Source organism: Methylosinus sp. PW1, from assembly GCF_000745215.1.
GTDB lineage: Bacteria > Pseudomonadota > Alphaproteobacteria > Rhizobiales > Beijerinckiaceae > Methylosinus.
Genome location: NZ_JQNK01000009.1, coordinates 1,185,036 through 1,210,260, shown reverse-complemented (window position 1 = coordinate 1,210,260; position 25,225 = coordinate 1,185,036). Strand labels below are relative to the sequence as shown.

The following is a 25,225-nucleotide window of genomic DNA, read 5'->3' as shown; positions in this document are numbered from 1 at the left end:
TGGCTACTCTCTCGGAGCATTCCTCGTGTCGAAGATCGATTTCTCCAAGGTCCTCATCGCGCAAGGCGGCGGACCGACCGCCGTCATCAATCAGTCTCTCGTCGGCGCCGTGCTGGAGTCGCGCAAGTTCCGCGCGGTGGATCGCGTCTATGGCGCCTATCACGGCGTGCGTGGAATCGTGAATGAGGATTTCGTCGATCTGACGCAGGAGACGACGCATAATCTCGAGATGGTCGCCTGCACGCCCTCCTCGGCGCTGGGCTCGACGCGCGACAAGCCCGATCTCAAATATTGCCACGAGATCTTCGAGGTGCTGCGCGCGCATGAGATCGGCTGCTTCTTCTATATAGGCGGAAACGACAGCTCCGACACGGTGCGCATCGTGTCCGAGGAGGCGATCAAGGCCGATTATCCGCTGCGCGTCGTCCATATTCCGAAGACGATCGACAATGATCTGATGATCAACGATCACACGCCGGGCTTTCCTTCGGCGGCGCGTTGGGTCGCGCAGGCTTTCGCCGGCGCCAATCTCGACAATTGGGCGCTGCCCGGCGTCTATATCGCCGTGGTCATGGGCCGCCATGCCGGCTTTCTGACCGCCGCCTCCGCGCTCGGCAAGAAATTCCCGGACGACGGGCCGCATCTCATCTATGTGCCCGAGCGCGCCTTCGACACCGAGCGTTTTCTCGCCGACGTCAAAGCGACGATGGACAAATATGGGCGCTGCGTCGTCGCCGTGTCCGAGGGAATCTCCGACGAGAACCATACGCCGATCGCCGTCAAGCTCGCCGAGCAGGTGGAGAAGGACGCGCATGGCAATGTGCATTTGGGCGGCGGCGCTCTCGCCGATATGCTGACGGAGCTCGTCAAGACGAAGCTCGGCTTGAAGCGCGTGCGCGCCGATACTTTCGGCTATGTGCAACGCAGCTTCGTCGGCTGCGTCTCCGATGTGGATCAGCGCGAGGCGCGCGAGGTCGGCGAGAAGGCGGTGCAGTTCGCGCTATGGGGCGATCGCGACGGCTCCGTGACGATTCACCGCACGGGATTCTACTCTGTGGATTATCGGCTCACGCCGCTCGTGGAGGTCGCCGGCAAGACCAAGGTGATGCCGGCCGAGTTTCTGACAGCGGATGGCACGGATGTCACTGACGCCTTCCGGCTTTATCTGCGTCCTCTGCTCGGCTCGGGAATGCCGGATGCGTACAGGCTCCGCTTGAATCCTGTCGCCAAAAAACTGAGAACGTAACGTCTCGAGACTGTCGCACATTCGGCGACGCCCTGGGTCAAGAGCTTGATTTCCAGGGAATTTACTCTTTAGAAGGGGGAGGCGCCGAGAAAAGGCGCAGGCCCTCTTCCCAAGGCGCGATTCTTGCTTGATTTATATGCGGGCGTCGTGGTTGCATTGCGGGCCGGGACTTATAGACTGGCATCCGCGGTAGAGGCTGGGGACGGGGGAGAGCGGCGGGGCGAGCCTGCTTGCACCTTTTGTTAGGCCCTCGCTGATATCGAGTGAGGTTGGTTCGATTCGCCACAGCGGGCCGATCGGTCAGGAGACGAGACATGAGCAAGGTCGGCAGCAGCGATTCGAAGAACACGCTCTACTGCTCATTTTGTGGCAAGAGCCAGCATGAGGTGCGCAAGCTCATCGCCGGTCCGACGGTTTTCATCTGCGACGAATGCGTCGAGCTGTGCATGGACATCATCCGTGAGGAGAACAAGTCCATCGTCAAGCAGCGCGACGGCATTCCGACGCCGCGTGAGATCTGCAAGGTCCTCGACGATTATGTGATCGGCCAGGCGCAGGCCAAGCGCGTGCTGTCGGTCGCCGTGCACAATCACTACAAGCGCCTCAATCACGCCGCCAAGCATGGCGATGTCGAGCTGGCGAAATCCAACATTCTGCTCATCGGCCCGACGGGCGTCGGCAAGACGATGCTCGCGCAGACGCTGGCGCGCATCCTCGACGTTCCCTTCACCATGGCCGACGCCACGACGCTCACCGAGGCGGGCTATGTCGGCGAGGATGTCGAGAACATCATCCTCAAGCTGCTGCAGGCCTCCGACTACAATGTCGAGCGCGCGCAGCGCGGCATCGTCTATGTCGACGAGATCGACAAGATCTCGCGCAAATCGGACAATCCGTCGATCACGCGCGATGTGTCGGGCGAGGGCGTGCAGCAGGCGCTGCTGAAGATCATGGAAGGCACCATCGCCTCCGTGCCGCCGCAGGGCGGGCGCAAGCATCCGCAGCAGGAGTTTCTGCAGGTCGACACGACCAACATCCTCTTCATCTGCGGCGGCGCCTTCGCCGGCCTCGAGAAGATCATCTCCTCGCGCGGTCGGGGCACCTCCATCGGCTTCGGCGCCAATGTGCAGGCGCCGGACGAGCGCCGCACGGGCGACATCTTCCGCCATGTGCAGCCGGAGGATCTGCTCAAGTTCGGTCTCATCCCGGAATTCGTCGGCCGTCTGCCGGTGATTGCCACGCTCGAGGATCTCGACGAGGAGGCGCTGAAGCGCATCCTCACCGAGCCGAAGAATGCGCTGGTCAAGCAGTATCAGCGGCTGTTCGAGATGGAGAGCACCGAGCTCACCTTCCAGGACGAGGCGCTCTCTTCCGTCGCCCGCAAGGCGATCGAGCGCCACACCGGCGCGCGCGGCTTGCGCTCCATCATGGAGGGCATTCTGCTCGACACCATGTTCGAGCTGCCGGGCCTCGAGGGCGTGGAGCAGGTCGTCATCGGACCCGAGGTCGTCGAGGGCAAGGCGCGTCCGCTCTACATTTACGCCGAGCGTAACGAAAAGAGCGGCGGCGCCAGCGCCTGACGCTTTTTTAGGCGCGGGAGCGCGACTTCTTTCGCAGCTCCCGCCCATTCTGCTACATGCGTCTGTTTTTCCAGTATCTTGAATCGTTCTGCCGCTAGGCCCATTTGTTGCGTAATCGCCTTCGACGCCGTTCGCGTGTGAGCGGGTCTCTCGAAAGGCGGATTTCCGCCGGATTGTCGGGCCTGGAACTTGCAAGCGTCCCTTTAACGTCAGAAGCGTCCCTTTGCGTCAGAGCGTCGCCTCGCCCCGTCTCCTCGGCGGGGAGCGAAACGGAACAGGAAAAAAGATATGACGAACGAAAAGCGCAATTCCATCGTTCCCGGCGCAATCGAGAGTTATCCGGTTCTGCCGCTGCGCGACATAGTGGTCTTTCCGCATATGATCGTTCCGCTCTTCGTCGCGCGCGACAAGTCGATCCGCGCGCTGGAAGAGGTGACGAAGTCCGAGCGGCTCATTCTGCTCGCGACGCAGAAGAATGCGGGCGACGACGATCCGGCTCCCGACGCGATCTATTCCATCGGCACGCTCGCTTCCGTGCTGCAGCTGCTGAAGCTGCCCGACGGCACTGTCAAAGTGCTGGTGGAAGGCGTGGGCCGCGCCAAGGTGCGCAACTACACGCGCGTCGATGAATATCACGAGGCCGACGCCGAGGCGCTCGGCGACGAGATCGATCAGCCCGTCGAGGTGGAGGCGCTCGGCCGCTCCGTCATCGCCGAGTTCGACTCTTATGTGAAGCTCAACAAGAAGGTCTCGCCGGAGATCGCCGCCGCCGTCACGCAGATCGACGATTTCTCCAAGCTCGCCGACACGGTCGCCTCGCATCTCTCGGTGAAGATCGCCGAGAAGCAGGATGTGCTGGAGACGATCGCCGTCGCCAAGCGCCTGGAGAAATGCCTCGCGCTGATGGAGAGCGAGATCTCCGTGCTGCAGGTGGAGAAGCGCATCCGCACGCGCGTCAAGCGCCAGATGGAGAAGACGCAGCGCGAGTATTATCTCAACGAGCAGATGAAGGCGATCCAGAAGGAGCTGGGCGACGAGGACGGCAAGGATGATCTCGCCGAGCTCGAGGAGCGCATCAAGAACACCAAGCTCTCCAAGGAGGCGCGCGACAAGGCCGTCGCCGAGTTCAAGAAGCTGCGTCAAATGTCGCCGATGTCCGCGGAAGCGACGGTGGTGCGCAATTATCTCGACTGGCTGCTGGCGCTGCCCTGGGGCAAGAAGTCCAAGATCAAGCGCGATCTCGAGGCTGCGCAGAGCGTTCTCGACGCCGATCATTTCGGCCTCGAGAAGGTCAAGGAGCGCATTCTCGAATATCTCGCCGTGCAGAGCCGCGCCAATAAGCTGACCGGCCCGATCCTGTGCCTCGTCGGCCCGCCCGGCGTCGGCAAGACCTCGCTCGGCAAGTCGATCGCCAAGGCCACGGGCCGCGAGTTCGTGCGCATGTCGCTCGGCGGCGTGCGCGACGAGGCGGAGATCCGCGGCCATCGCCGCACCTATATCGGCTCCATGCCCGGCAAGATCATCCAGTCGATGCGCAAGGCGAAGACGTCCAACCCGCTCTTCCTGCTCGACGAGATCGACAAGATGGGCATGGACTTCCGCGGCGATCCGTCGTCCGCTCTGCTCGAGGTGCTCGATCCGGAGCAGAACGCCACTTTCGCGGATCACTATCTCGAGGTCGATTACGACCTGTCCAATGTCATGTTCGTGACGACGTCGAACACGCTGAACATCCCTGCGCCCTTGATGGACCGCATGGAGCTCATCCGTATCGCCGGCTACACGGAGGACGAGAAGGCCGAGATCGCGCGCAAGCATCTCATTCCGAATGCGGTCAAGAAGCACGGCCTCGCCGCCGACGAATGGTCGATCGACGACGAAGCGCTGCTGACGCTGGTGCGCCGCTACACGCGGGAAGCCGGCGTGCGCAATCTCGAGCGTGAGCTCTCCAACCTCGCCCGCAAGGCGGTGAAGGAAATCCTGCTCTCCAAGGAAAAGGGCAAGAAGGTCCACGTCACCAATGACAACATCACCGACTATCTCGGCGTCCATAAATATCGCTACGGCGAGGCGGAGCTCGAGGATCAGGTGGGCGTCGTCACTGGCCTCGCCGTCACCGGCGTCGGCGGCGAGCTGCTGACGATCGAAGGCGTGATGATGCCCGGCAAGGGCAAGATGACCGTGACCGGCAATCTGCAGGAGGTGATGAAGGAGTCGATCTCCGCCGCCGCCTCTTACGTGCGCTCCCGCGCCGTCGATTTCGGCATAGAGCCGCCGCTCTTCGACCGTCGCGACATCCATGTGCATGTGCCGGAAGGCGCGACGCCCAAGGATGGCCCCTCGGCCGGCACGGCGATGGCGACGACGATCGTCTCGATCCTCACCGGCATTCCGGTGCGCCGCGACATCGCCATGACCGGCGAGATCACGCTACGCGGCCGCGTGCTGCCGATCGGCGGCCTGAAGGAGAAGCTGCTCGCGGCGCTGCGCGGCGGCCTCAAGAAGGTGCTGATCCCGGAAGAGAACGCCAAGGATTTGGCCGATATTCCCGACTCGGTGAAGAATGGCCTCGAGGTCGTGCCGGTGTCTCGAATGGACGAGGTGCTCGCCCACGCGCTCGTGCGTCAGCCGACGCCGATCGTTTGGGAGGAGCCTACGGCTCAGATCGCCAAGACGGTCGTCGAGGACGACGCGGCCGGCGTGCGCGCCCACTGAAGACTCCGGCCCCTCCGCCTGCGGCGTTGCCGCGGGGGAGGGGCCGCCGTCCTCGGGCTCGGCGGCTCGAAGCCCGGCTCGCCGGGGATTTTCCCATCATCTCGCCCATAGGCGCCCGGAATTCCAGGGATTCCGGCGCTGCCTGTTGTTCTAACCCTTGCTTTTGCTGACATTCCGGCACATCACTCCTCTGTGCCGGGTCCGAACGATTCGACGCCGCTCGATTTTCGGCGCTCAGCCCGTGTCGACGACCGGCTCCCGGCGGAAGCAGAAGGGATGAGACCATGGTCAATAAATTGGAACTGGTCGAGCATGTCGCCGAGGCGACCGAAACCTCGAAGGCCGCCGCCGCCGCCGCCATCGACGCGGTGATCGACGGCATCACCTTGGCCCTCAAGAAGGGCGAAGAGGTGCGGCTCGTCGGTTTCGGCACCTTCTCGGTCAAGAAGCGCGCGGCCGGCAAGGGCCGTAATCCCGCGACCGGCGAAGAGATCAAGATCCCTGCTTCCACGAGCGCCCGCTTCAAGCCCGGCGCCACGCTCAAAGCGGAGCTCAACAAGACCAAGTGAGCCGAGCGAGGCTGGCCTGTCGCGCCGATCTCCCCTTTCGACCGATTTCCAGGCTCGCCGCCGGGGCGCGAACGTCGCCGGCGGCATTGTCGTTTCAAAACGCCTGCGCGACGCGTCTTGCGCGGAGGGGGCGCCCTCCCGTAAACAATGCGGCGTCGATCCCGGTCGGCGCGCGGGCGGTTAGCTCAGTTGGTAGAGCGTCTCGTTTACACCGAGAGGGTCGGCGGTTCGAGTCCGTCACCGCCCACCACGCCGCGCCCCGGGAGAGGTCCCGTCATTCGGCCGCGCCGGGACGCGTGGGAGGGCGGGATTTGGCCGCAAGGGATGAGAGACGCAGCGCCGAGAGCATGAGCCGAAATTTCGTCCTTCTCCTCGCTTTGGCCGCATTGCTCGCGGCGCCTTCGGCCCGCGCCGAGGAGATGTCGTTCCATCTCGCGACGACGGCGAACGCCCGCTGCGCCGACCATTGCCCTCGTGTCATCGTGGCGGAGGGCGAGATCGTCGAGGACACGGCCGACGCTTTTGTCGGCTTTCTGCGCGAGCAGGGGCGCGAGACCGAGCTGCGCAGCATTGTGCTGCTCGACTCGCCCGGCGGCCGCGTGCTCGCTTCCATGCAGCTCGGCCAGGCGCTGCGCCGCCTCGGCATGGCGGTGATCGTCGCGCGCGTCGAGCCGACGAGCGGCGCGCTGGTTTCCGGCCGCTGCTATTCCGCCTGCGTCTATGCGCTGATGGGCGGCCGCAAGCGGGTGATCCCGCGCCAGAGCCGAGTCGGCGTCCATCGCATGTTCAATTACGTCGATGGCGTCGATCCGACGAGCGGCGAGACGCTGCGCGAACGCCACTATGACGATGGCGGAATGCGCCGCACGCTCACCCGCTACAGCGATTCCATGGGCGTCAGCCGCGATCTCATCGCATTGGCCGAGCGCACCTCGCCGGATCGCGTTCACCTCCTTTCCGCCGCCGAGATCGCCCGCTGGCGGCTCGGCTCGCCAAAGCTGTAAAAGAGCCGTCGAGCGGGGAATTCCTCGGCGCATCCATTCAACCTGCAGGATCGGTCGTTCCATGAAACATATCATCGAAGGTCTCGAGCAGCGGCGCGCCTCGGCGCGCCTCGGCGGCGGCGTCAAGCGCATCGACGCACAGCATGCGCGCGGCAAGCTCACGGCGCGCGAGCGTATCGAGCTGCTGCTCGATCACGGCTCCTTCGAGGAGTTCGACATGTTCGTCGAGCACCGCTGCGCCGATTTCGGCATGGACAAGGGCGAGAAAATCTCCGGCGACGGCGTCGTCACCGGCTGGGGCACGGTCAATGGCCGCGCCGTCTTCGTCTTCGCCAAGGACTTCACCGTCTTCGGCGGCTCGCTCTCCGAGACCCATGCGCAGAAGATCACCAAGCTGCAGGATATGGCGCTGAAGAACAGGGCGCCCATCATCGGCCTGTTCGACGCCGGCGGCGCGCGCATTCAGGAGGGCGTCGCGGCGCTCGGCGGCTATGGCGAAGTGTTCCAGCGCAATGTGATGGCCTCGGGCGTCATCCCGCAGATTTCCGTCATCATGGGACCCTGCGCCGGCGGCGACGTCTATTCGCCGGCCATGACCGACTTCATCTTCATGGTGCGCGACACGAGCTATATGTTCGTCACTGGCCCGGACGTCGTGAAGACCGTCACCAATGAGACGGTGACGGCGGAAGAGCTTGGCGGCGCCTCGGTGCACACAACCAAGAGCTCCATCGCCGACAAGGCCTTCGACAATGACGTCGAGGCGCTGCTGCAGATGCGTCGGCTCATCGATTTCCTGCCCTCCTCCAATAAGGAGGAGCCGCCGGAGTGGCCGAGCTTCGACGAGGCCGAGCGCCTGGACGCCTCGCTCGACACTCTGGTCCCCGATAATCCGAACAAGCCCTATGATATCAAGGAGCTGATCACGAAGATCGCCGATGAGGGCGATTTCTTCGAGATTCAGGAGACGCACGCCAAGAATATCGTCGTGGGCTTCGGCCGCATCGAGGGCCGCACGGTCGGCTTTGTCGCCAATCAGCCCATGGTGCTGGCCGGCGTGCTCGACATCGACGCCTCAAAGAAGGCGGCGCGATTCGTGCGCTTCTGCGACTGCTTCAATATTCCGATCGTCACCTTCGTCGACGTTCCCGGCTTCCTGCCCGGCACGGCGCAGGAATATGGCGGCCTCATCAAGCATGGCGCCAAGCTGCTCTTCGCCTATGCCGAGGCCACTGTGCCGAAAGTGACGCTCATCACCCGCAAAGCCTTCGGCGGCGCCTATGACGTCATGGCCTCCAAGCATTTGCGCGGCGACGTCAACTACGCCTGGCCTTCGGCGCAGATCGCCGTCATGGGCGCCAAGGGCGCAGTCGAGATCATTTTCCGCGCCGATATCGGCGACGCCGAGAAGATCGCCCAGCGCACCAAGGAATATGAGGACCGCTTCCTGTCGCCCTTCGTCGCCGCCGAGCGCGGCTATATCGACGAGGTCATCATGCCGAGCGCGACGCGCAAGCGCATCGCCCGCGCGCTCGCCCTGCTGCGCCACAAGGAATTGGAAAACCCCTGGAAGAAGCACGACAATATCCCGCTCTGACCTATCCTTTCAGGTAGGGGTGTGCGCCGGCTCCCAGGGTGGGTCGGCGCGCCTTTCCGCTCGAGCGGAGGACAGCCTGCTTCGAAGTCGGGCGCCCTCCGCACAATTTCATTCCAGCGGCAGGCTTTTTTGGGTGACAAAACGCCACGGCTGTCATAATGTCCCCTTCGCCGAGCTGGCTAAAAACATATGAACGCAGAATGCGTTCGACCAATCGCTGGCTGAGGTCCAAGTCGGGGAGGACGCCGGAACTCTGCACGTCTCGCGAGACGCTCCACACTATTCTCGCGGATGGCGCCAATCGATGAGTCCGGTCAAAGGACGGGTACCAAAGAGTGGGGAGAGGCAAGGGCCGTCCCCGCTCTTTGTGTATGTAGAGCTACGATAGAGCTTTTCACTCGATATATAGCTCCAGCCTATGAAGCGGCTCCCCGCCGCTGCGCTCCTCCCAGAGTCCACGCGCAACCTTCGGAGACTGAAAAAATGTCCATCAAGCGGATCGGCGCCGGCGCGCGCATGAGCAAGGCCGTCGTTCATGGCGGCGTGATCTATACGGCGGGCCAGGTGGCCGAGGCGGCCAAGGGCGGCGCGGTCGCCGATCAGACGCGCGAGATTCTCGGCCTCATCGACACGATTCTGCAGGAGGCCGGCAGCGAGAAGGCGAAGATTCTCTCGGCGACGATCTATCTCGCCGATATCGCCACTTTCGCCGAGATGAACTCGGTTTGGGACGTCTGGGTCGACAAGAGCAATCCGCCGGCGCGCGCCACTGTCGAGGCGAAGCTCGTCACGCCCGATTACAAGGTCGAGATCGCAATTATCGCGGCGCTGTGACGCCCGTCAGCGGATTGTCGGGATCATAGGCGTAGCGCAGGGTCTCGAAGCGCATGGAGCGGGCGTCCATCAGCAGCAGGCGCCCGACCAGCCCCTCGCCGAAGCCGACGATCTCGCGGATTACCTCCAGCGCCATCATCGCGCCGACGATTCCCGTCAGCGCGCCGAGCACGCCGGCCTCCTCGCAGCTCGGCACGGCGCCCGCTGGCGGCGCCGCCGGGAAGAGGCAGCGATAGGTCGGGTTGGGGCGGCCCGAAGCGTCGTTCTCGAAGGGACGCAGCGTCGTCAGCGAGGCGTCGAAGCCGCCGACGGCCGCCGTGACGAGCGGCTTCTTCTCGAAGAAGCAGGCGTCGGAGACGAGATAGCGCGTCGAAAAATTATCGGAGCCGTCGGCGACAATGTCATAATCCGCGATCAGCGCCCGCGCATTGTGCTCCGTGAGGCGCAGCGCATGGGGCTCGACGCGCACATGCGGGTTGAGCCGATGGATGGCGTCTTTCGCACTGTCCACCTTCAGCCGCCCGACGGCGGTAGTGTGATGGATCACCTGCCGCTGCAGATTGGACAGCGAGACCTCGTCGTCATCGACAATGCCCAGCGCGCCGACGCCGCCAGCCGCGAGATATTGCAGCAGCGGCGACCCGAGCCCACCCGCGCCGACGACCAGCACGCGCGCTTTTTTCAGCCGCTGCTGGCCCGGCCCGCCGACCTCGCGCAGAACGATATGGCGGGCGTAGCGCTCGATTTCTTCGGCCGAGAGGCTCATGTCGTTTTTCCTGCGCCGAAGCTCACGCGGCTGCCGCGTCTATCGTGATATTTAGCAGCTTCGCGGCGAGCGCGAAATCGGAGGAGAAGATGACGCGGCCTCCCCTCGGACCCGTGGCGCCGCAGGCGCAGGAGCGTTTCGCTACGGCGATCCAGCGCAATCCGCACAATGCCGTCATCCTCGAGCGTCTGCCGAGCCTTCGCCTCGCGGACGCCTGGCTCGTCGCCGGCTGCCTGTTCCAGACAGTCTGGAATCTGGACAGCGGCCGGCCGGCGACGCAGGACATATTCGATTACGACATTTTCTATTTCGACGACGATCTCTCCTATGAGGCGGAGGATCGCGCTATTCGCCGCGCCCGCGCGCTCTTCGCCGATCTTCCGATCCGCGTCGATTTGAAGAATCAGGCGCGCGTGCATCTTTGGTACGGCGAGCGCTTCGGTCCGGGCTATCCGCAGCTGCGCAGCAGCGCCGATGGCGTCGATCGTTTTCTGATCGAATGCACGCGCGTCGCCGCGCGCTGTGTGGACGGCGCGCTGGAACTCTATGCGCCGGCGCGTCTCGACGATCTCTTCGCCGGCGTGCTGCGCCCCAATCCGCTCAATCTGCGACCGGAGCTGTTCGCGGCGAAAGCTGCGAGCCTTCGCGCGCGCTGGACTTTTCTCACGCTTGCCGAAACGCCCGTGTGATACGTGGGATTGCGTTTTCGCGCTTGCATAAAACGCCGTCGCAGACTTTCCTTGAGCAGGCGCTGATTCGGCGCTTTGTCCCGCAAGGACCGCCTATGAACCTACCGGCCCCGCCCACCGGACTCTATCCCGAAGACTATGAGAGAATTGAAGCCGCGGTGATGGAGACCGTCCGCGGCCGCTGGTTCCTGCTCGAATATGCGCGCCGTCAGCGCGCCGAGGAGACCGAGCGGCTCGTGCTTGCGGTGGATCGTCTGGAGCGCGTCGCCGCGCGCGCGGAGGAGCAGGAGGCCGCCTCCGATTGGCGCCTGCCGCGCCGCCTCGTCGAGCGCGCGCAGGAGTTCGCGCGCACGCTGCGCGCCAGCGGCGTCGAGGAGAAGCTCTGCGCGCAGGCCGATGCGCTGGTCGAGCAATTCTCCAAATTGCTCGACGCGCCCGTCGCGGAGCCGGAAGAGGCGCCGCGCGCGATCATCGAGACCGCGACGATCGAGATCATCGACGAGCCGCATCGAATCCAAGAGGAGCGCGTCGAGGCGATTCTCGAGATCGAGGCGGCGGATGAGCCGATAGAAATCGGCGAGGTCGAGACTCTCGCTGAGGCGGAGGCGATCGAGCCGGAGCCCATCGACGCCGAGCCGGTCTCGGTCGTATCCTTCGAGGTGGACGCTGTCGTCGCCGAGCCGACCGAGGTCGAGGCCGTCGCTTCCGAGCCCGAGCCTGTCGCTTTTGAGCCTGTCGCTTTCGAGCCCGCGCCCGAGCGCGTCGCGCAGATGGAGGAGCCGCCGCAGGCGATAGAGATTGCCGAATCTGCCGCTTCCGCCGAGCCGGCGTCCAATGAGATCGTGTTCGAGGAATTCGTCGCTCGCGCGATTCTGCCGGAGGAGACTGCGCCGCCCGCGCTCGATGCGCCCAAGTTCGATGCGCCCCGCATCGATGCGCCCAAATTCGGCGCGCGCGAATCCGGCTCGCCCAAGATCAGCCTTCCGAAGACCACGCCGGCGAAGACCGAGCCGGCGGGGCCGGTCGATCCGCGCCTCGTGGCGCTGTCACGGCTCGATCATCTCTCCCTGCACGAAAAGCTTCGGCTGTTTGGCTGAGCAGGCCTTGCCGGCGGCCGCCTGAGCCGCCGCATCCACGCCGTTCTGATGCGCGAGCGCGACATTGCCGAGAAACTGCTGCGCGCTCGCCTCCCAAGTGAAGGTCAGCGCATGGGCGCGCGGCGCGTCGGACGAAATCTCCGTCGCCGCGAGACAGGCCGCCTGCAAATCCTCGCTCAGCACGCCGGCGCCGCTCGCGCCGACCACATCCAGCGGCCCCGCCACTGGAAAAGCGGCGACCGGCAGGCCACAGGCCATGGCCTCCAGCAGCACCATTCCGAAAGTGTCGGTGCGGCTCGGAAAAACGAACACATCCGAGCTGGCGTAGAGCGTGGCCAGCTCGGCGCTGGTCTTCACGCCGAGAAAGCGCGCCTGCGGATAGGCCGCCTCGAGCGCCGCGCGCGCCGGCCCGTCGCCGGCGACGAGCTTGGTGCCCGGCAGATCGAGCGCGAGGAAGGCCTCGATATTCTTCTCAACCGCCAGTCGGCCGGCGTAGAGATAGAGCGGCCGCGGATAGCCGAGGTCGACCGCTTTATCGGGGTGAAAGAGCTGGTGATCGACGCCGCGCGACCAGCGCATCAGCCGTCGGAAGCCGCGCGCGGAAAGCTCCTGCGCCAGCGTCTGCGTCGAGACCATCGTCCCCGCGCCGCTATTGTGGAAGCGGCGCAGCAGCGCATAGGTCACGCCGACGGGAAAGCGCGTGCGCGCGTGAATATATTCGGGAAAGCGCGTGTGATAGCTGGTGGTGAAGCGCCGCCCCTGGCGCAGGCAGCAGGCGCGCGTCGCCATGCCCACCGGCCCTTCGGTGGCGATATGGACGTGGTCGTAGCCTTGCGCCAGACGCTTCGCCACCGCTCCCGCCGAGGCGAAGGCGAGCTGAATTTCAGGATAGGTCGGCATGGGGATGGAGGAGAAATCCTGCGGCGTCAGGAAATCGATCGACGCGCCGAGCGCGCTCGCCGCGCTCGCCATCGCCTCCAAGGAACGCACGACACCGTTGACTTGCGGACGCCAGGCGTCCGTCGCGATCAATATCCGCATCAGGCGGCGGCCCTCGCCTGCGGCAGGGCCGGCGGCTGCTGCGCGGCGGCTTCGGCCGCCGCCTCCTGCTCCTTGGCGGTCTTGCGCCAATAGAGGATCTCGAAGCGTCCGTCGGAATGCTCGGCGATCGCCGTGCAGCTCTCGACGAAATCGCCGGTGTTCACATAGAGCATGCCCTCTATGTGGCGGATCGTCGCGTGATGAATGTGGCCGCAGACGACGCCGTCCACGCCGCGCCGCGCCGCTTCCGCCGCCAGCGTCTGCTCGAAATCGCCGATGAAGTTCACGGCATTCTTCACCTTCAGCTTGGCCCAGGCGGAGAAGGACCAATAATCGACGCCGAACAGGCGGCGCACGCGATTGGCCCAGGTGTTGGCGAACAGCGCGGCCTCATAGGCCCAGTCGCCGAGAAAGGCGAGCCAGCGCGCGTGACGCACCACAATGTCGAACTGATCGCCATGGATGACGAGCATTTTCTTGCCGTCGGCGGTCTCGTGAATGTCGGTGTCCGCGACCTCGACGCCGCCGAACTCCATGCCCGTGTAGTCGCGGGCGAATTCGTCGTGATTGCCGGGCACATAGACGACGCGCGCGCCCTTGCGCGCCTTGCGCAGCAGCTTCTGCACGACGTCATTGTGCGCCTGCGGCCAATACCAGCCGCCCTTCAGGCGCCAGCCGTCGACGATATCGCCGACGAGATAGATGGTGTCGGCGTCGTGATGCTTCAGAAAGTCGAGCAGAAGCTCGGCTTGAAGCCCTCTCGTGCCGAGATGGAGATCCGACAGGAACAGCGTCCTGAAGCGCTTGGCGCTCTGCGAATCGGCCAATGAATCGATTGCGGTCATTTTGACGCGCCCGCCTCTTTTTGTGCCGCAGCGTCTCCTTCCCACCAGATTCTTGTTGCGTAACGATGACACCGCGCGAGGCGCGCGGAGTCGTGGCGAATTTCCCGTTCGATATTTCGAACGAATTCGACTATCTACGCGATCATGTCGAAAGGAGCGGTCGTCATGGGGGTGGAAGGCCGGGAAAAGCAGAAGATACTGGAAGCCGGAGCCTTGGCTTTGTCCGGCCAGCTCGGCGCGACTGTCCAGCGTCTGCGCAAGGCCTATAATCTGTCGCTGTCGGAGCTCTCCCAGCAGTCCGGCGTCGCCAAATCGATCATCAGCCAGATCGAGCGCAACGAGACCAATCCGACGCTCGCCACGATCTGGCGCCTCGCCCAGGCTCTCGATGTGTCCATCGAGCGTGTGCTTCAGACCACGGAGGACGAGCCCTTCCTCGAGAAGACGAGCCGAGCCGACACGCCGATTCTCGTCTCCGACGACGGCAAGTGCCGGCTCGAGATCATCGGATGGATCAAGACCGTAGAATGGCTGCAATGTTATGAATTCTCCGCCGATCCGGGGGGAGTTCTCGAATCCGACGCGCATCAGCGCGGCTCTGTCGAGAGCCTGTCCATGCGCGAGGGCGAGCTCGAGGTGGAGGTCGCGGGCGCCAAGGAGATCGTGCGCGCTGGCGAGACGCTGCGTTACCGCTGCGACCGCCCGCATGTGATCCGCAATCTGGGGCGGAGCGCCGCCCATGCAACCATGGTCTGCATTCTAAAAGCGGCCGCGATGGAGTGACCATTTGACGAAATTGCCGAGCGCCGAGACGGCGGCCGGGCGCCATGCGGAGCTGAGGCTGTCGCTGCTGCAGGCCTCCATCTACGCCATTGTCGGGGTCCAGCTGCCCTTCTTCTCGATCTGGCTGTCGGCGCGCGGGCTCGACGCTTTCGAGATCGCCGCCGTTCTCGCCGTGCAGCCGGTCATTCGCATCGGCTCCATGCTGCTCGCCTCGCGCCGGGCGGATCGGCGCGGCGATCATGGCGCTCTGCTCGTCGGCTGCATGGCGGCCGTGGCCGCGGCCTATGCGGTGATGGGGCTCTCCACCGGCTTCTTCGCATTGCTCGTCGCCGGCGCAATGGTGGCGCTGGCGCAGGGGCCGCTGGCGCCGCTCGCCGATGGCGTCACCTTCGGCGAGGCCCGGCGCCGACGCGAGACCGGCCTGCCGCAACTGCATTATTCCTGGGTGCGCGGCTGGGGCTCTATGTCGATCCTCGTCTTTCTCGCCGTCAGCGGGCCGGTCGCCGGCGCGCTGGCGGTGGAGGATATCGTCTGGCTGCTCACCGCGGTCGGAGCCTTCGCCTGCCTCGCCTGCATGGGCTCGCTGATCGGCTTCGGCTCGTCTGGAGCGAGAGAGGAGCGACGCTCGCTCGGCCGCATCGCGCGGCCGGAGCTGGTGGCGCTGGTCATCGTCGCCGCGGCGCTGGTGCAGAGCTCGCATTCGATGGTGAACACATTCGGCGCGCTGCATTGGAAAGAGCAGGGCCATAGCGACACTTTCGTCTCTTTCGCCTGGGTCGCGGCGCTCGCCACTGAGGTGGTCGTCTTTCTGATGGCGGCCCGCTGGTTCGGCGGCGAATCGAAAGCGGGCGCCTTTCTGCTCGTCGGCGCGATCGGCGCCGTGCTGCGCTGGCTGCTGATGTCGGCCGATCCCGGCCCCTTTGGGATTTTCTTCGCCCAGGCGCTGCATGGCGCCTCCTGCGCGGCGGTGCAGATCGGCCCCGCCTATCTGCTCGCCGAGCTCGGCGGCAAGGAGCGCCTCGCGCAATCGCAAGCCTGGCTGGCGGCGGCCATCGCCGGCGGCAACAGCCTGCTCACCTTCCTGTCCGGGCCGCTCTATGCGCAGGCGGGGGAGCGCGCCTATCTGGCGATGGCGGCGGTGGCCTTTCTCGGCCTGCTGCTGTCCTTCGCGGTGGCGCATCTCTGCGCCGGCCGTCACGCCCGGAGGGAAGCGGCGCGGGGCGCCCATGCAGAACCCGAGCATTCACGCGCCTGACAAGCGGGCTCGTCGGGGCGAGACGCCCGCGCCGGTCTTTCCCGGCTCGGGCGTCGATGCCGATCTCTCCTTACGAGAGATCGCCGATGTGCTTTTGCGAGTAGAGCTGCACGCCGAGCTGCTTGATCAGCTCGAGCTGCGTCTCCAGGAAGTCGATATGGCGCTCCTCGCTCTCGACGACCTCTTCGAACAGCAGCTTGCTGACGCGATCGTTGATCGACAGCGCATAGGCCGCCGCCTCGAGATAGAGCGCGCGGGCGTCGACTTCCGTGGCGAGATCGAGACGGATGATCTCCTCGACGGACTGGCCGATGCGCAGAGGATCGAGGCTCTGCATGTTCGGGAAGCCCTCGAGGAAGAGGATGCGATGCACGAATTTGTCGGCGTGCTCCATCTCCTCGATGGATTCGTGCCGCCACTTCTTGCCGAGCTCCTTGAAGCCCCAATTATCGAGAATGCGATAATGCAGCCAATATTGATTGATCGCCGTCAGCTCGGCGCGGACGCCGCGGTTCAGATATTCGATGAGCTTCGCGTCACCGCGCATGGTTCCCCCTTCCGCCCGGCCAGAGCGGACCGGGTCATGCAGCCAATTCGTCGGCCCGACAATTATCGCATTCGCCGGCTCCGCTGCAATGATCGGACGGGATCGCCGCATGCTGATCGACGATCGCGCTGATGTTGCGCGCGCATCGGCCGCAGCGCGGCTCGCACCCCATATGCCGGAAGATCGCGCCGACGCTGGGGCGATCCGATCTTCCTCCGAGAACCTCGCGGACTTGCCCGTCCGAGAGCACATTGCAAGAGCAGACGATCATCTCCGCACCTAGTTTGGAAGGGTTGTAAACTAGCTGTGATTTCAGTAGCTTAACGTACCATTCCGGTTCTGGCTAGAGGCCTTTGTCGGTTTTCCGACAGCGGCCTCGGGGATCACGGAGACTTCGCAAATCGCGCGCCACGGCCGCTCGGCCGCGCCAGATTATTTGTTGTGGATAAGAGAGGCGGCAAGACCTGGAGCATGCTCGCGCCCGCCTCTTTTGAAAATCTTTCGCGCGAAGAAAGACCTTGGACGAATCTTCGCGCCTTGAACGGAAGGGCTGAGCACCGATGTCGGATCTCGCTGATCTTTATCCCGGCTTCGCCTCGCATTGGATCGATGCGCCCGCCGGCTCCATTTTCGTCCGCTCCGGCGGCTCCGGTCCGCCGCTGCTGCTGCTGCACGGCTTCGGCGAAACGCATGTCGCCTTTGCGAAGATCGCGCCGCGGCTCGCCGAGCGCTTCTTCGTCGTCGCCATGGATCTGCGTGGCTATGGCTGGTCCTCCGCGCCCGCGAGCGATCGAGGCGAGGCCTATACGAAGCGCGCGCAGGGCGAGGACGTCATCGTCGTGATGGAGCAGCTCGGCCATGTGCGTTTCTCGCTCATCGGCCATGATCGCGGCGCGCGCGTCGGCTTTCGCCTGGCGCTCGATCATCCGGGGCGGCTGGAGAAGCTCGCTCTGCTCGACATAGCTCCGCTCGAGGAATCGCTCGGCGACGCAAATCTCGCGCGCCTCGGCCGCGCGCGGCTCTTGTCGCAGCCGGCGCCCAAGCCCGAGCAATTGATCGGCCTCGATCCCAAAGGCTTTCTCGCCGACGCGCTGGCGAGCGGAACCAAGAGCGGAACGCTCGACGCTTTCGATACGCGGGCCTTCGCCCATTATCTCGCCGCCTTCGACGAGCCCACGCGCATTCACGCATTTTGCGAGGATTTTCGCGCCGGCGCGGGGCCGGATCGCGCGCTCGATCTCGCCGATCGCGCGGCGGGGAAGAAGATCGTCGTTCCCACTCTGGCGCTGTGGGGCGCGGCGAGCTTTTCCGGCCAGGGCGACGCTCTGCTCGCGCAATGGCGCGAATGGGCGGACGATCTTCGCGGCGCCGAGATCGACAGCGGCCATTATCTCGCCGAGGAGGCGCCCGAGGCGACATTCGCCGCGCTCGACCTCTTTCTGTGAGCGAATTTCCTTTCCGCGTCGCCGTGGCGCTCGGCGGCGGCGGCGCGCGCGGCCTCGCCCATATCTCGGTGCTGGAGACGCTGGACGAATTGGGCGTTCGCCCCTGCGCCATCGCCGGCACGTCGATCGGCGCGATCATCGGCGCCGCTTACGCCGCGGGCTTTTCCGGCGCGCAATTGCGCGCCCATGCGGAGGCGGCGTTCCGCAATCGCATGCGCCTCGCGCGGCGCCTGCTGCGCTCGCGGGCGCGACGGCGGGCGCGCACCTTCTCCGATCTCGCGCATCCGGCGCTGATCGACGCCGAGCGTTTCCTCGACGCCTTCTGGCCGCAGGGCATGCCGGAGACATTCGAGGCGCTGCAAATTCCCTTCACCGCCGTGACGACGGATTTTCGCCTGCGCCGCGAGGCGGCGATCTCGTCTGGACTGCTGCGCCCGGCGGTCGGCGGCTCCATGGCGATTCCGGGCCTGGTGCGGCCGGTCGCCTATGGCGACAGCTTTCTGATCGACGGCGGCCTCGTCAATCCGCTGCCGTATAATCATCTCGTCGGCTGCGCCGATATCGTGCTCGCCGTCGATGTCTCGGGAACGGCGAGCGGGCGCGCGCGCAATCGTCCGCCCTCGCCGATCGAGACGATCATCGTCGCCAGCCAGATCATGATGAACGCCATCAGCGAGCGCATGATCGAGGAGAGCCCGCCCGACATTCTGATCTCGCCCGCGGTCAATCAATATCTCGCGCTCGATCTCTTCAAGGCCAAGCGCATCTTCGAGGCGGGCGACGCCTGCCGCGCGCAGGTGATCGAAGGATTGCAGAGCGCCGCCGCGCGGCTTTCGCTTCAGCGCCGCGCCTGAAAAAAGGCGCGCAGCAATTCGGCCGCCTCGCTCTCGCGCAAGCCGCCATAGACCTCAGGGACATGATGGCAGGTCTTCAGCGAGAAGAAGCGCGCGCCATGATCGACGCCGCCGCCCTTCAAGTCTTCCGCCGAATAATAGAGCCGGCGAATGCGCGCGAAGGAGATCGCCGCCGCGCACATGGCGCAGGGCTCGAGCGTGACATAGAGATCGCAATCGGCGAGCCGCTCGCTCCCGAGCGTCGCGCAGGCGGCGCGAATGGCGAGCATCTCCGCATGAGCTGTGGGGTCCTTGTCGCGCAAGGTGCGATTGCCCGCGACGGCGATGATCTCGCCATTGCGCGCTATGGCGGCGCCGACGGGGACCTCATTGGCGGCGAAGGCTTCGCGGGCGGCGTCGAAGGCGGCGGTGAGGGGGTCGGTCATCGCGCATGGCCGTGCGCCCCCTCCCTCACCCTCCCCCGCTCTGCGCACGGCTGTCCGGGGAATGAGTCGATAGGTCGCGGGCGCATGCCCGGCTTTCCCGAGAGTTTCGGGGTACTTTCTGGTTGTCGAGACTCAGAAAGAAAGAGCCGGACATGCGCCTCGAGAATAGCGTCTTCGTCGAGCTTCTCAAACCGATCGATCGTCGCAGCTTCCAGAAGATCGTGGATCGTCACGGCGGCGACGCCTACGACAAATCCTTCAGGAGCTGGAGCCATCTGGTGGCGCTGATCTTCGCGCAGCTGGGCGCGGTCGTCAGCCTGCGCGCCCTCGTCGCCGCCTTCAACGCCGAGGCCAATGGGCATTATCACCTGGGCGTCGGGCGTTTCGCGCGCTCGACGCTCGCCGAAGCCAGCGCCCGCCGGCCCGTCGCCGTCTTCGCCGATCTCTTCGCTCTGCTCGCCGCGACGCTCGACCGCAAGACGCGGCGCGAGGGAGCCGAGATGCTCCGCCTCATCGACTCGACCCCCATCCCTTTGAGCAAGTTCCATGCGTTCGCCCGCTCCAACGGCCGCATCCACGGGCTCAAAATGCATGTCGCCTATGATCGCGGGGCCGACCGTCCCTATCGCGTCGAGGTGACGCTCGCCAATGTCAATGATGTCACCATCGGCAAGAAGACGCCGATCGAGGCGGGCGCCACCTATGTCTTCGACAAGGGCTATTATGATTTCAAATGGTGGAAGGGCATTCACGACGCCGGGGCGCTCTTCGTCACGCGGCCAAAGACCAACACGCGCTTGAAGGTCGTCGCCGAACGGCCGCTCGATAAGACCCGCGGCGACGGCTTCACCGTGCTCGCGGACAGCGAGGTCGCGCTGGCCAGCAAGGGCGATTCCAAGCTGCGGATGCGCCTGCGCCGCATCCGCATCGAGCGCGACGCGGCGAGCCGGACGAAATCGCCGATCATCGAGGTGATCACCAACGACATGACCCGCGATGCGGTGGAGATCGCCGCGCTCTACAAGGCGCGCTGGGCGATCGAGCTGCTGTTCCGCTGGCTGAAGCAGCATCTCTCGATCCGCAAGTTCTTGGGCAAGAACGAGAACGCCATCAAGCTTCAGCTGCTGGCGGCGATGATCGCCTTCCTGCTGCTGCGCATCGCCGCGCACAGCCACGGCGTCACTCTGCCGCCGCTGCGCTTCGCCGAGCTGGCTGGCCGCTTCCTGTTCGCGCGCCGGCCCGTCGCATCGATCGACGAGCCGCCGCCCAAATATCGCGTGCCGAGCCGGTGGAAGTCCGACTGCCAGATCGAGATGATCTATGCCTGAGTTTCCCCGGACAGCCGTGCGCTCTGCGGGAGAGGGGAGCGGCGGGCGTTTCGCATCATCTCGATGAAGCGCGCAATCTTCTCCCTCTCCCGCGAAGCGGGGGAGGGCCGGGGAGGGGGCGCGCAGGAAGCTTTCTCCCCTCAATCTCCGCCGGTCCATTCCACCTCCGCGCCGAGCATGCGCAAATTCTCGACGAAGCGCGGATGCGCGCGCTTGATCGGCGTCGCGTTATGGATCATCGAGCGCCCTTCTATGCTCGCCGCCAGCATCAGCAGAGCGATGGCGACGCGGATGATATAGGGGCTCTCCACCTGCGCCGGGACCAGCGGCTTGCCGCCGAAGGCGATGAGCCGATGCGGGTCCGACAGAAACACATGCGCGCCGAATTTGGAGAGCTCGCCGGTCCAGCCCAGCGCGCCGTCATAGACCTTGTTCCAGAACATCACGCTGCCCTCGGCCTTGACGCCGAGCGCGATGAAGATGGGCAAAAGATCGACCGGCAGATAGGGCCAGGGCGCCGCCTCCACCTTCTGCAGCACATTGCGGGTGAAGGGCTCGGCCACTTTCAGCGGGCCATTGGCCTTGGTCTTGGACCAGCCGTCTTCATGGACGACATGCACGCCGAATTTCGCGAAGGTGCGGTCGATCAGCGGAAACTGATCGGGCGCGGAATTCTTCACCTCGACGCCACCGCCGGTGATCGCGCCCAACGCCAGAAAGGTCGCGACCTCGTGGAAGTCTTCCGTGAGGTGGAACTCGCCGCCGGAGAGCGAATCGACCCCGTCTATGGTGAGCTGCGAGGTGCCGATGCCGGAGATGCGCGCGCCGAGCGTCTCCATGAAGGCGCAGAATTCCTGCACATGCGGCTCGGAGGCGGCGTTGTTGAGCTTGGACTGGCCGCTCGCCAGCGACGCGCACAGCACGAAATTCTCCGTGGTGGTGACGGAGGCGTAGTCGAGCCAATGCCGCGTCGCGCGCAGCGGGCCGTCGGAGCGGATGACGAGCGAATCGTCGCTGCGCTCGATCGTCGCGCCGAAAGATTTCAGCACTTCTATATGCGGGTCGATCTCGCGCGCGCCGAGCGTGCAGCCCTTCACATCGTCCTCTATGCGGGCGACGCCGAAGCGCGCCAGCAGCGGCGGCGCCAGCATGATGGAGGAGCGCATCTCCGCCGGCAGGCGATGAATGGACGGGTCGAAGCGCGTGTCCTCATGGCGCAGCTCGAGCAGGCCGGTCGCAAAATCCATCCGCACGTCGCTGCCGAGCGTGCGAAACAATTCGAGGATTTTCTTGACGTCCGTGATCTCCGGCACGCCATGGATGCGCAGCGGCTCTCTGGTCAGCAGCGTGGCGCAGAGAATGGGCAGCACGGCGTTCTTATTCGCGGAAGGGATGATCCTGCCGCTGAGCGGACGTCCGCCATGCACGATCAGATGAGCCATACCGCCTCCAGACGTCTGTTGTCTCTATGCGCCGAAATAGGGGACCGCGGCCGCCTTTCGCGGGGCGGCGGGCGACTCCCTACGTGGATTCGAGGCCATAACTCGGATTCATGGCGAATGACGAGTGAAAAAGCGGCCGTCGCGCCTTTCTCTTTGGCCCCGCGACCTGCTATCAGGGCGTGATGACCGACAAAAAGCCAGAAAGACCCGCCCGCCGTAAGGACGGCGGCGACCAGCCGCCGCGTCGCCGCGCCCCGGCCAAAAAACCGCCCGCGGCCGAGCCCGACGCCGCCGCCAGCGCCTTCGAGGGCGAGCGCATCGCCAAGGTCATGGCGCGCGCGGGCGCTTGCTCGCGCCGCGACGCCGAGATTTGGGTCGCGGAAGGGCGCGTTTCCGTCAACGGCCGCGTGCTGGACAGCCCCGCCTTCAATGTGCAGGAGGGCGACCGCATAGAGGTGGACGGCCAGCCGCTCGCCGAGCGCGAGCCGACGCGCTTGTTTTTGTTCCACAAGCCGGCCGGCCTCGTCACCAGCGCCAAGGACCCGGAAGGGCGCGAGACCGTCTTCGGCTTCCTCGAGGAGCGCTTTCCCGATCTGCCGCGCTTGGTGAGCGTCGGGCGGCTCGACATCAATACCGAAGGCCTGCTGCTGCTGACCAATGACGGCGGCCTCGCGCGCACGCTCGAGCTTCCGGCGACGGGGTGGACGCGGCGTTACCGCGTGCGCGCCCATGGCGAGATCGACCAGGCGCAACTCGATGAGTTGAAGAAGGGCGTCACCGTCGACGATGTCGATTACGCGCCGATCGACGCCAAGCTCGATCGCGTCCAGGGCGCCAATGTCTGGATCAGCATGGCGCTGCGTGAGGGCAAGAATCGCGAGATCAAGCGCGTGCTCGAGCATTTGGGGCTCGACGTCAATCGGCTGATTCGCATCTCCTTCGGCCCGTTTCAGCTCGGCGAGCTGGAGGAGGGCGTCGTCGAGGAGGTGCGGCTGAAGACCTTGCGCGAGCAGCTCGGCAAGGGCTTGGCCGAGCTGGCCGGCGTCGATTTTTCGTCGTCCCGCCGCGACTCGGACGAGCCGCCGCATGTCGCCGCCGAGGAGGCGCGTCAGCGCGCCAAGACGCGCACGCGCAAGCATGTCACGACCCTGCGCGCCGAACGTGAGGAAACGCGCGGCAAAGGCCCGCGCGCCCGCATAGAGCGCGCCGCCACCAGCGACCGCAAGGGCCGGGCCGTGTCGGTCGAGAAGATCGTGCCCGTGCGCCGCGCCGAGGAGCCGGCGACGACGCGCAACGCCCGCCGTTTCCGCGCCGAGCGGACCGAGGGGGAGGAGAGGCCCGCGCGCGTTTCCGGCGAGCGCAAGGAGCGATTCGAGCGGAGCGAGCGCGCCCCTCGGCGCGAGGGCGAGGGACGCCCGCCGCGTCGCGATGGCGCCGCTGCGCGGCCGCGCGCCGGCGAACGGACCGAGCGTTTCGATCGCGGCGAGCGTCGCGGGTCGAGCTTCGGCGCCGGCGAAGGGCCGCGCCGCGAGCGCGCGCCGCGTCGCGAGGGCGAAGGTCGTCCGCCGCGTCGTGAGGGGACGGCCGCCCGTGCATCCTCGGGCGAGCGGACAGAACGTTTCGATCGTGGCGAACGCCGTGGTTCGGGCTTTAGCGCCGGTGATGGGCCGCGCCGCGAGCGCGCGCCGCGTCGTGAGGGCGAAGGTCGTCCGCCGCGTCGCGAGGGGGCGGCCGCCCGTGCATCCTCGGGCGAGCGGACGGAGCGTTTCGATCGCGGCGAACGTCGTGGGTCGAGTTTCGGCGCCGGCGACGGGCCGCGCCGCGAGCGCGCGCCGCGTCGTGAGGGCGAGGGTCGTCCGCCGCGTCGCGAAGGAGCGGCCGCCCGTGCATCCTCGGGCGAGCGGACAGAACGTTTCGATCGTGGCGAACGTCGTGGTTCGGGCTTCAGCGCCGGCGATGGGCCGCGCCGTGAACGCGCGCCGCGTCGTGAGGGCGAGGGTCGTCCGCCGCGTCGCGAGGGCGCGGAGCAGCGTCCGCGGGGCGAGCGGACGGAGCGTTTCGATCGTGGCGAGCGTCGTGGGGCGAGTTTCAGCGCTGGGGATGGGCCGCGCCGTGAGCGCGCGCCGCGTCGTGAGGGCGAGGGTCGTCCGCCCCGTCGCGAGGGGGCGGAGCAGCGGCCGCGCAGCAGCGAGCGGACGGAGCGTTTCGATCGTGGCGAGCGCAAGAACGCTGGCGCGGCCAAGAGCTTCGGAGCCGGCAAGAGCTTCGGAGCCGGCAAGAGCTTCGGCGAGCGCAAGAGCTTCGCGGGCAAGGGCGCCGGCAAGCGTTTCGACTCTGGCGAGGCGCCGCGTCGCGAGCGTGCACCGCGCAAGGAAGGCGAGGCTCGCCCGCCGCGTCGTGACGGGGACGGCGAGCGTCGCGGTCCCCCGCGGAGCGGGGCCGGCAAAGGGCCGGGCAGAGCGGGGCCGGGCAGAGGGGCTCCGGGCAGAGGCGGACCGGGCGGCAAAGGGCCGCGCAAGCCCAGCGGCGCGCCGCGCAAGCCGCGCTAGCCTATGCGCATCGTCGCGGGCAGCTTTCGCGGCCGCGTGCTGAAGACGCCGCAATCGCAGGCGATCCGTCCGACGTCGGATCGCCTGCGCGAATCCGTCTTCGACATTCTCGCCCATGCCTATGACGATCCGGTTCCGGGCGCGCGCGTCGTCGATCTCTTCGCCGGCACGGGCGCGCTCGGCCTCGAGGCCTTGTCGCGCGGCGCCGGGAAGATCCTCTTCATCGACGATGGCGCGGAGGCGCGCGCGCTGCTGCGCGCCAATGTCGAGGCGCTGGGCGCGGGCGGCGTGACGCGCGTCTTTCGGCGTGACGCGACCAAGCTCGGCCTCGCGCCGCCGGGCGAATTGTTCACGCTCGCTTTTCTCGATCCGCCCTATGGGCGCGATCTCGCCACGCGCGCGCTGCGCTCGCTCGTCGAAGGCGGCTGGCTCGCCGAGCGCGCGCTGATCGTCATCGAGGAGGCGGCGGACGCCCCTCTCTCTCTGCCCGAGGGAATCGTCGAGGAAGAGCGCCGCCGCTATGGCGACACGCAGATCGTCGTCGCGCGGCGTTCATAAAAAGCTTAGGCTTTTTCGTAAGAAGCACCCCAACTCGAGGGGGCCGATTCAGCCTT

At 65.8% G+C, this 25,225-nt stretch carries 23 protein-coding genes and 1 tRNA gene; 17 read left to right on the top strand and 7 right to left on the bottom strand.

Annotated features, from left to right (window positions below):
• Positions 1 to 25: 25 nt before the first annotated feature.
• The 8 genes from K369_RS15365 (at position 26) to K369_RS15330 (ending at position 9,545) form a co-directional block, all read left to right on the top strand.
• On the top strand, positions 26 to 1,246 hold the full coding sequence (locus tag K369_RS15365) for a 6-phosphofructokinase (protein WP_024880937.1): 1,221 nt from the start codon (positions 26 to 28) through the stop codon (positions 1,244 to 1,246).
• A 314-nt stretch (positions 1,247 to 1,560) separates the two neighbouring features.
• Positions 1,561 to 2,826: an ATP-dependent Clp protease ATP-binding subunit ClpX gene (gene clpX, locus K369_RS15360; protein WP_018266556.1), complete on the top strand. Its 1,266-nt coding sequence runs from the start codon at positions 1,561 to 1,563 to the stop codon at positions 2,824 to 2,826.
• Between the two features lie 288 nt (positions 2,827 to 3,114).
• A complete protein-coding gene (gene lon, locus K369_RS15355) occupies positions 3,115 to 5,541 on the top strand; it encodes an endopeptidase La (RefSeq protein WP_036292328.1) in 2,427 nt (808 codons plus the stop codon).
• Between the two features lie 284 nt (positions 5,542 to 5,825).
• Positions 5,826 to 6,110 (top strand): HU family DNA-binding protein, encoded by a 285-nt coding sequence (locus K369_RS15350; RefSeq protein ID WP_018266554.1) that lies wholly within the window; start codon positions 5,826 to 5,828, stop codon positions 6,108 to 6,110.
• A gap of 174 nt (positions 6,111 to 6,284) precedes the next feature.
• Positions 6,285 to 6,360 (top strand) — tRNA-Val (locus K369_RS15345).
• Positions 6,361 to 6,457: 97 nt separating this feature from the next.
• The gene (locus K369_RS15340) at positions 6,458 to 7,114 is read left to right on the top strand and encodes a hypothetical protein (protein WP_036292327.1); all 657 of its coding nucleotides are present in this window, start codon (positions 6,458 to 6,460) and stop codon (positions 7,112 to 7,114) included.
• Between the two features lie 61 nt (positions 7,115 to 7,175).
• Entirely contained in the window at positions 7,176 to 8,711 is a 1,536-nt protein-coding gene (locus tag K369_RS15335) for an acyl-CoA carboxylase subunit beta (RefSeq protein WP_018266552.1), read from the top strand.
• 483 nt (positions 8,712 to 9,194) lie between these two features.
• Complete coding sequence (locus K369_RS15330; protein ID WP_018266551.1) at positions 9,195 to 9,545, top strand: RidA family protein; 351 nt, start codon at positions 9,195 to 9,197, stop codon at positions 9,543 to 9,545.
• Here the strand turns inward: K369_RS15330 and K369_RS15325 are convergent.
• Entirely contained in the window at positions 9,529 to 10,311 is a 783-nt protein-coding gene (locus tag K369_RS15325; RefSeq protein WP_036292326.1) for a molybdopterin-synthase adenylyltransferase MoeB, read from the bottom strand. The two genes, K369_RS15330 and K369_RS15325, sit on opposite strands and share 17 nt — an antisense overlap.
• 89 nt (positions 10,312 to 10,400) lie before the next feature.
• On the opposite strand from K369_RS15325, the gene K369_RS15320 reads away from it, so the two are divergent.
• Entirely contained in the window at positions 10,401 to 11,000 is a 600-nt protein-coding gene (locus K369_RS15320) for a nucleotidyltransferase family protein (RefSeq protein ID WP_051949534.1), read from the top strand.
• Between the two features lie 95 nt (positions 11,001 to 11,095).
• Entirely contained in the window at positions 11,096 to 12,097 is a 1,002-nt protein-coding gene (locus tag K369_RS15315) for a hypothetical protein (protein ID WP_156967943.1), read from the top strand.
• Here K369_RS15315 and K369_RS15310 read toward each other — a convergent pair.
• Both K369_RS15310 and K369_RS15305 read right to left on the bottom strand, forming a co-directional pair.
• Positions 12,047 to 13,138, bottom strand: a complete 1,092-nt coding sequence (locus K369_RS15310) for a glycosyltransferase family 1 protein (RefSeq protein ID WP_036292324.1) — start codon at positions 13,136 to 13,138, stop codon at positions 12,047 to 12,049. The genes K369_RS15315 and K369_RS15310 overlap by 51 nt on opposite strands.
• Positions 13,138 to 13,983 (bottom strand): UDP-2,3-diacylglucosamine diphosphatase, encoded by an 846-nt coding sequence (locus K369_RS15305; protein WP_051949331.1) that lies wholly within the window; start codon positions 13,981 to 13,983, stop codon positions 13,138 to 13,140. The genes K369_RS15310 and K369_RS15305 overlap by 1 nt, the downstream gene beginning before the upstream one ends.
• A 165-nt stretch (positions 13,984 to 14,148) precedes the next feature.
• Between K369_RS15305 and K369_RS15300 the strand changes: the two genes are divergently transcribed.
• Together K369_RS15300 and K369_RS15295 are read left to right on the top strand one after the other, a co-directional pair.
• Positions 14,149 to 14,766 (top strand): helix-turn-helix domain-containing protein, encoded by a 618-nt coding sequence (locus tag K369_RS15300; RefSeq protein WP_024880925.1) that lies wholly within the window; start codon positions 14,149 to 14,151, stop codon positions 14,764 to 14,766.
• Positions 14,767 to 14,770: 4 nt separating this feature from the next.
• Complete coding sequence (locus K369_RS15295) at positions 14,771 to 16,021, top strand: MFS transporter (RefSeq protein ID WP_036292322.1); 1,251 nt, start codon at positions 14,771 to 14,773, stop codon at positions 16,019 to 16,021.
• Between the two features lie 70 nt (positions 16,022 to 16,091).
• Here K369_RS15295 and bfr read toward each other — a convergent pair whose 3' ends face one another.
• Together bfr and K369_RS15285 are read right to left on the bottom strand one after the other, a co-directional pair.
• Positions 16,092 to 16,568: a bacterioferritin gene (gene bfr, locus K369_RS15290; protein ID WP_036292321.1), complete on the bottom strand. Its 477-nt coding sequence runs from the start codon at positions 16,566 to 16,568 to the stop codon at positions 16,092 to 16,094.
• A 34-nt stretch (positions 16,569 to 16,602) separates the two neighbouring features.
• Positions 16,603 to 16,839 carry a bacterioferritin-associated ferredoxin gene (locus K369_RS15285; protein WP_018264260.1) on the bottom strand — a complete coding sequence of 79 codons (237 nt, stop codon included), beginning with the start codon at positions 16,837 to 16,839 and terminating at the stop codon, positions 16,603 to 16,605.
• 289 nt (positions 16,840 to 17,128) lie between these two features.
• Between K369_RS15285 and K369_RS15280 the strand changes: the two genes are divergently transcribed.
• The gene (locus tag K369_RS15280; RefSeq protein WP_036292319.1) at positions 17,129 to 18,013 is read left to right on the top strand and encodes an alpha/beta fold hydrolase; all 885 of its coding nucleotides are present in this window, start codon (positions 17,129 to 17,131) and stop codon (positions 18,011 to 18,013) included.
• Positions 18,010 to 18,867, top strand: coding sequence for a patatin-like phospholipase family protein (locus K369_RS15275; RefSeq protein WP_036292317.1), 858 nt, complete (start codon positions 18,010 to 18,012; stop codon positions 18,865 to 18,867). Before K369_RS15280 ends, K369_RS15275 begins: the two co-directional genes overlap by 4 nt.
• Here the strand turns inward: K369_RS15275 and K369_RS15270 are convergent.
• Complete coding sequence (locus K369_RS15270; protein ID WP_036292315.1) at positions 18,852 to 19,292, bottom strand: nucleoside deaminase; 441 nt, start codon at positions 19,290 to 19,292, stop codon at positions 18,852 to 18,854. The genes K369_RS15275 and K369_RS15270 overlap by 16 nt on opposite strands.
• A gap of 152 nt (positions 19,293 to 19,444) precedes the next feature.
• On the opposite strand from K369_RS15270, the gene K369_RS15265 reads away from it, so the two are divergent.
• Entirely contained in the window at positions 19,445 to 20,620 is a 1,176-nt protein-coding gene (locus tag K369_RS15265) for an IS4 family transposase (RefSeq protein ID WP_036289774.1), read from the top strand.
• Positions 20,621 to 20,760: 140 nt separating this feature from the next.
• Here the strand turns inward: K369_RS15265 and K369_RS15260 are convergent, their stop codons facing one another.
• Complete coding sequence (locus tag K369_RS15260) at positions 20,761 to 22,062, bottom strand: UDP-N-acetylglucosamine 1-carboxyvinyltransferase (protein ID WP_036292313.1); 1,302 nt, start codon at positions 22,060 to 22,062, stop codon at positions 20,761 to 20,763.
• 182 nt (positions 22,063 to 22,244) lie between these two features.
• Here K369_RS15260 and K369_RS15255 point away from each other — a divergent pair, with 182 nt between their 5' ends.
• Together K369_RS15255 and rsmD are read left to right on the top strand one after the other, a co-directional pair.
• The gene (locus tag K369_RS15255) at positions 22,245 to 24,611 is read left to right on the top strand and encodes a pseudouridine synthase (RefSeq protein WP_051949330.1); all 2,367 of its coding nucleotides are present in this window, start codon (positions 22,245 to 22,247) and stop codon (positions 24,609 to 24,611) included.
• A gap of 3 nt (positions 24,612 to 24,614) precedes the next feature.
• On the top strand, positions 24,615 to 25,169 hold the full coding sequence (gene rsmD, locus K369_RS15250; protein WP_036292311.1) for a 16S rRNA (guanine(966)-N(2))-methyltransferase RsmD: 555 nt from the start codon (positions 24,615 to 24,617) through the stop codon (positions 25,167 to 25,169).
• Positions 25,170 to 25,225: the final 56 nt, after the last annotated feature.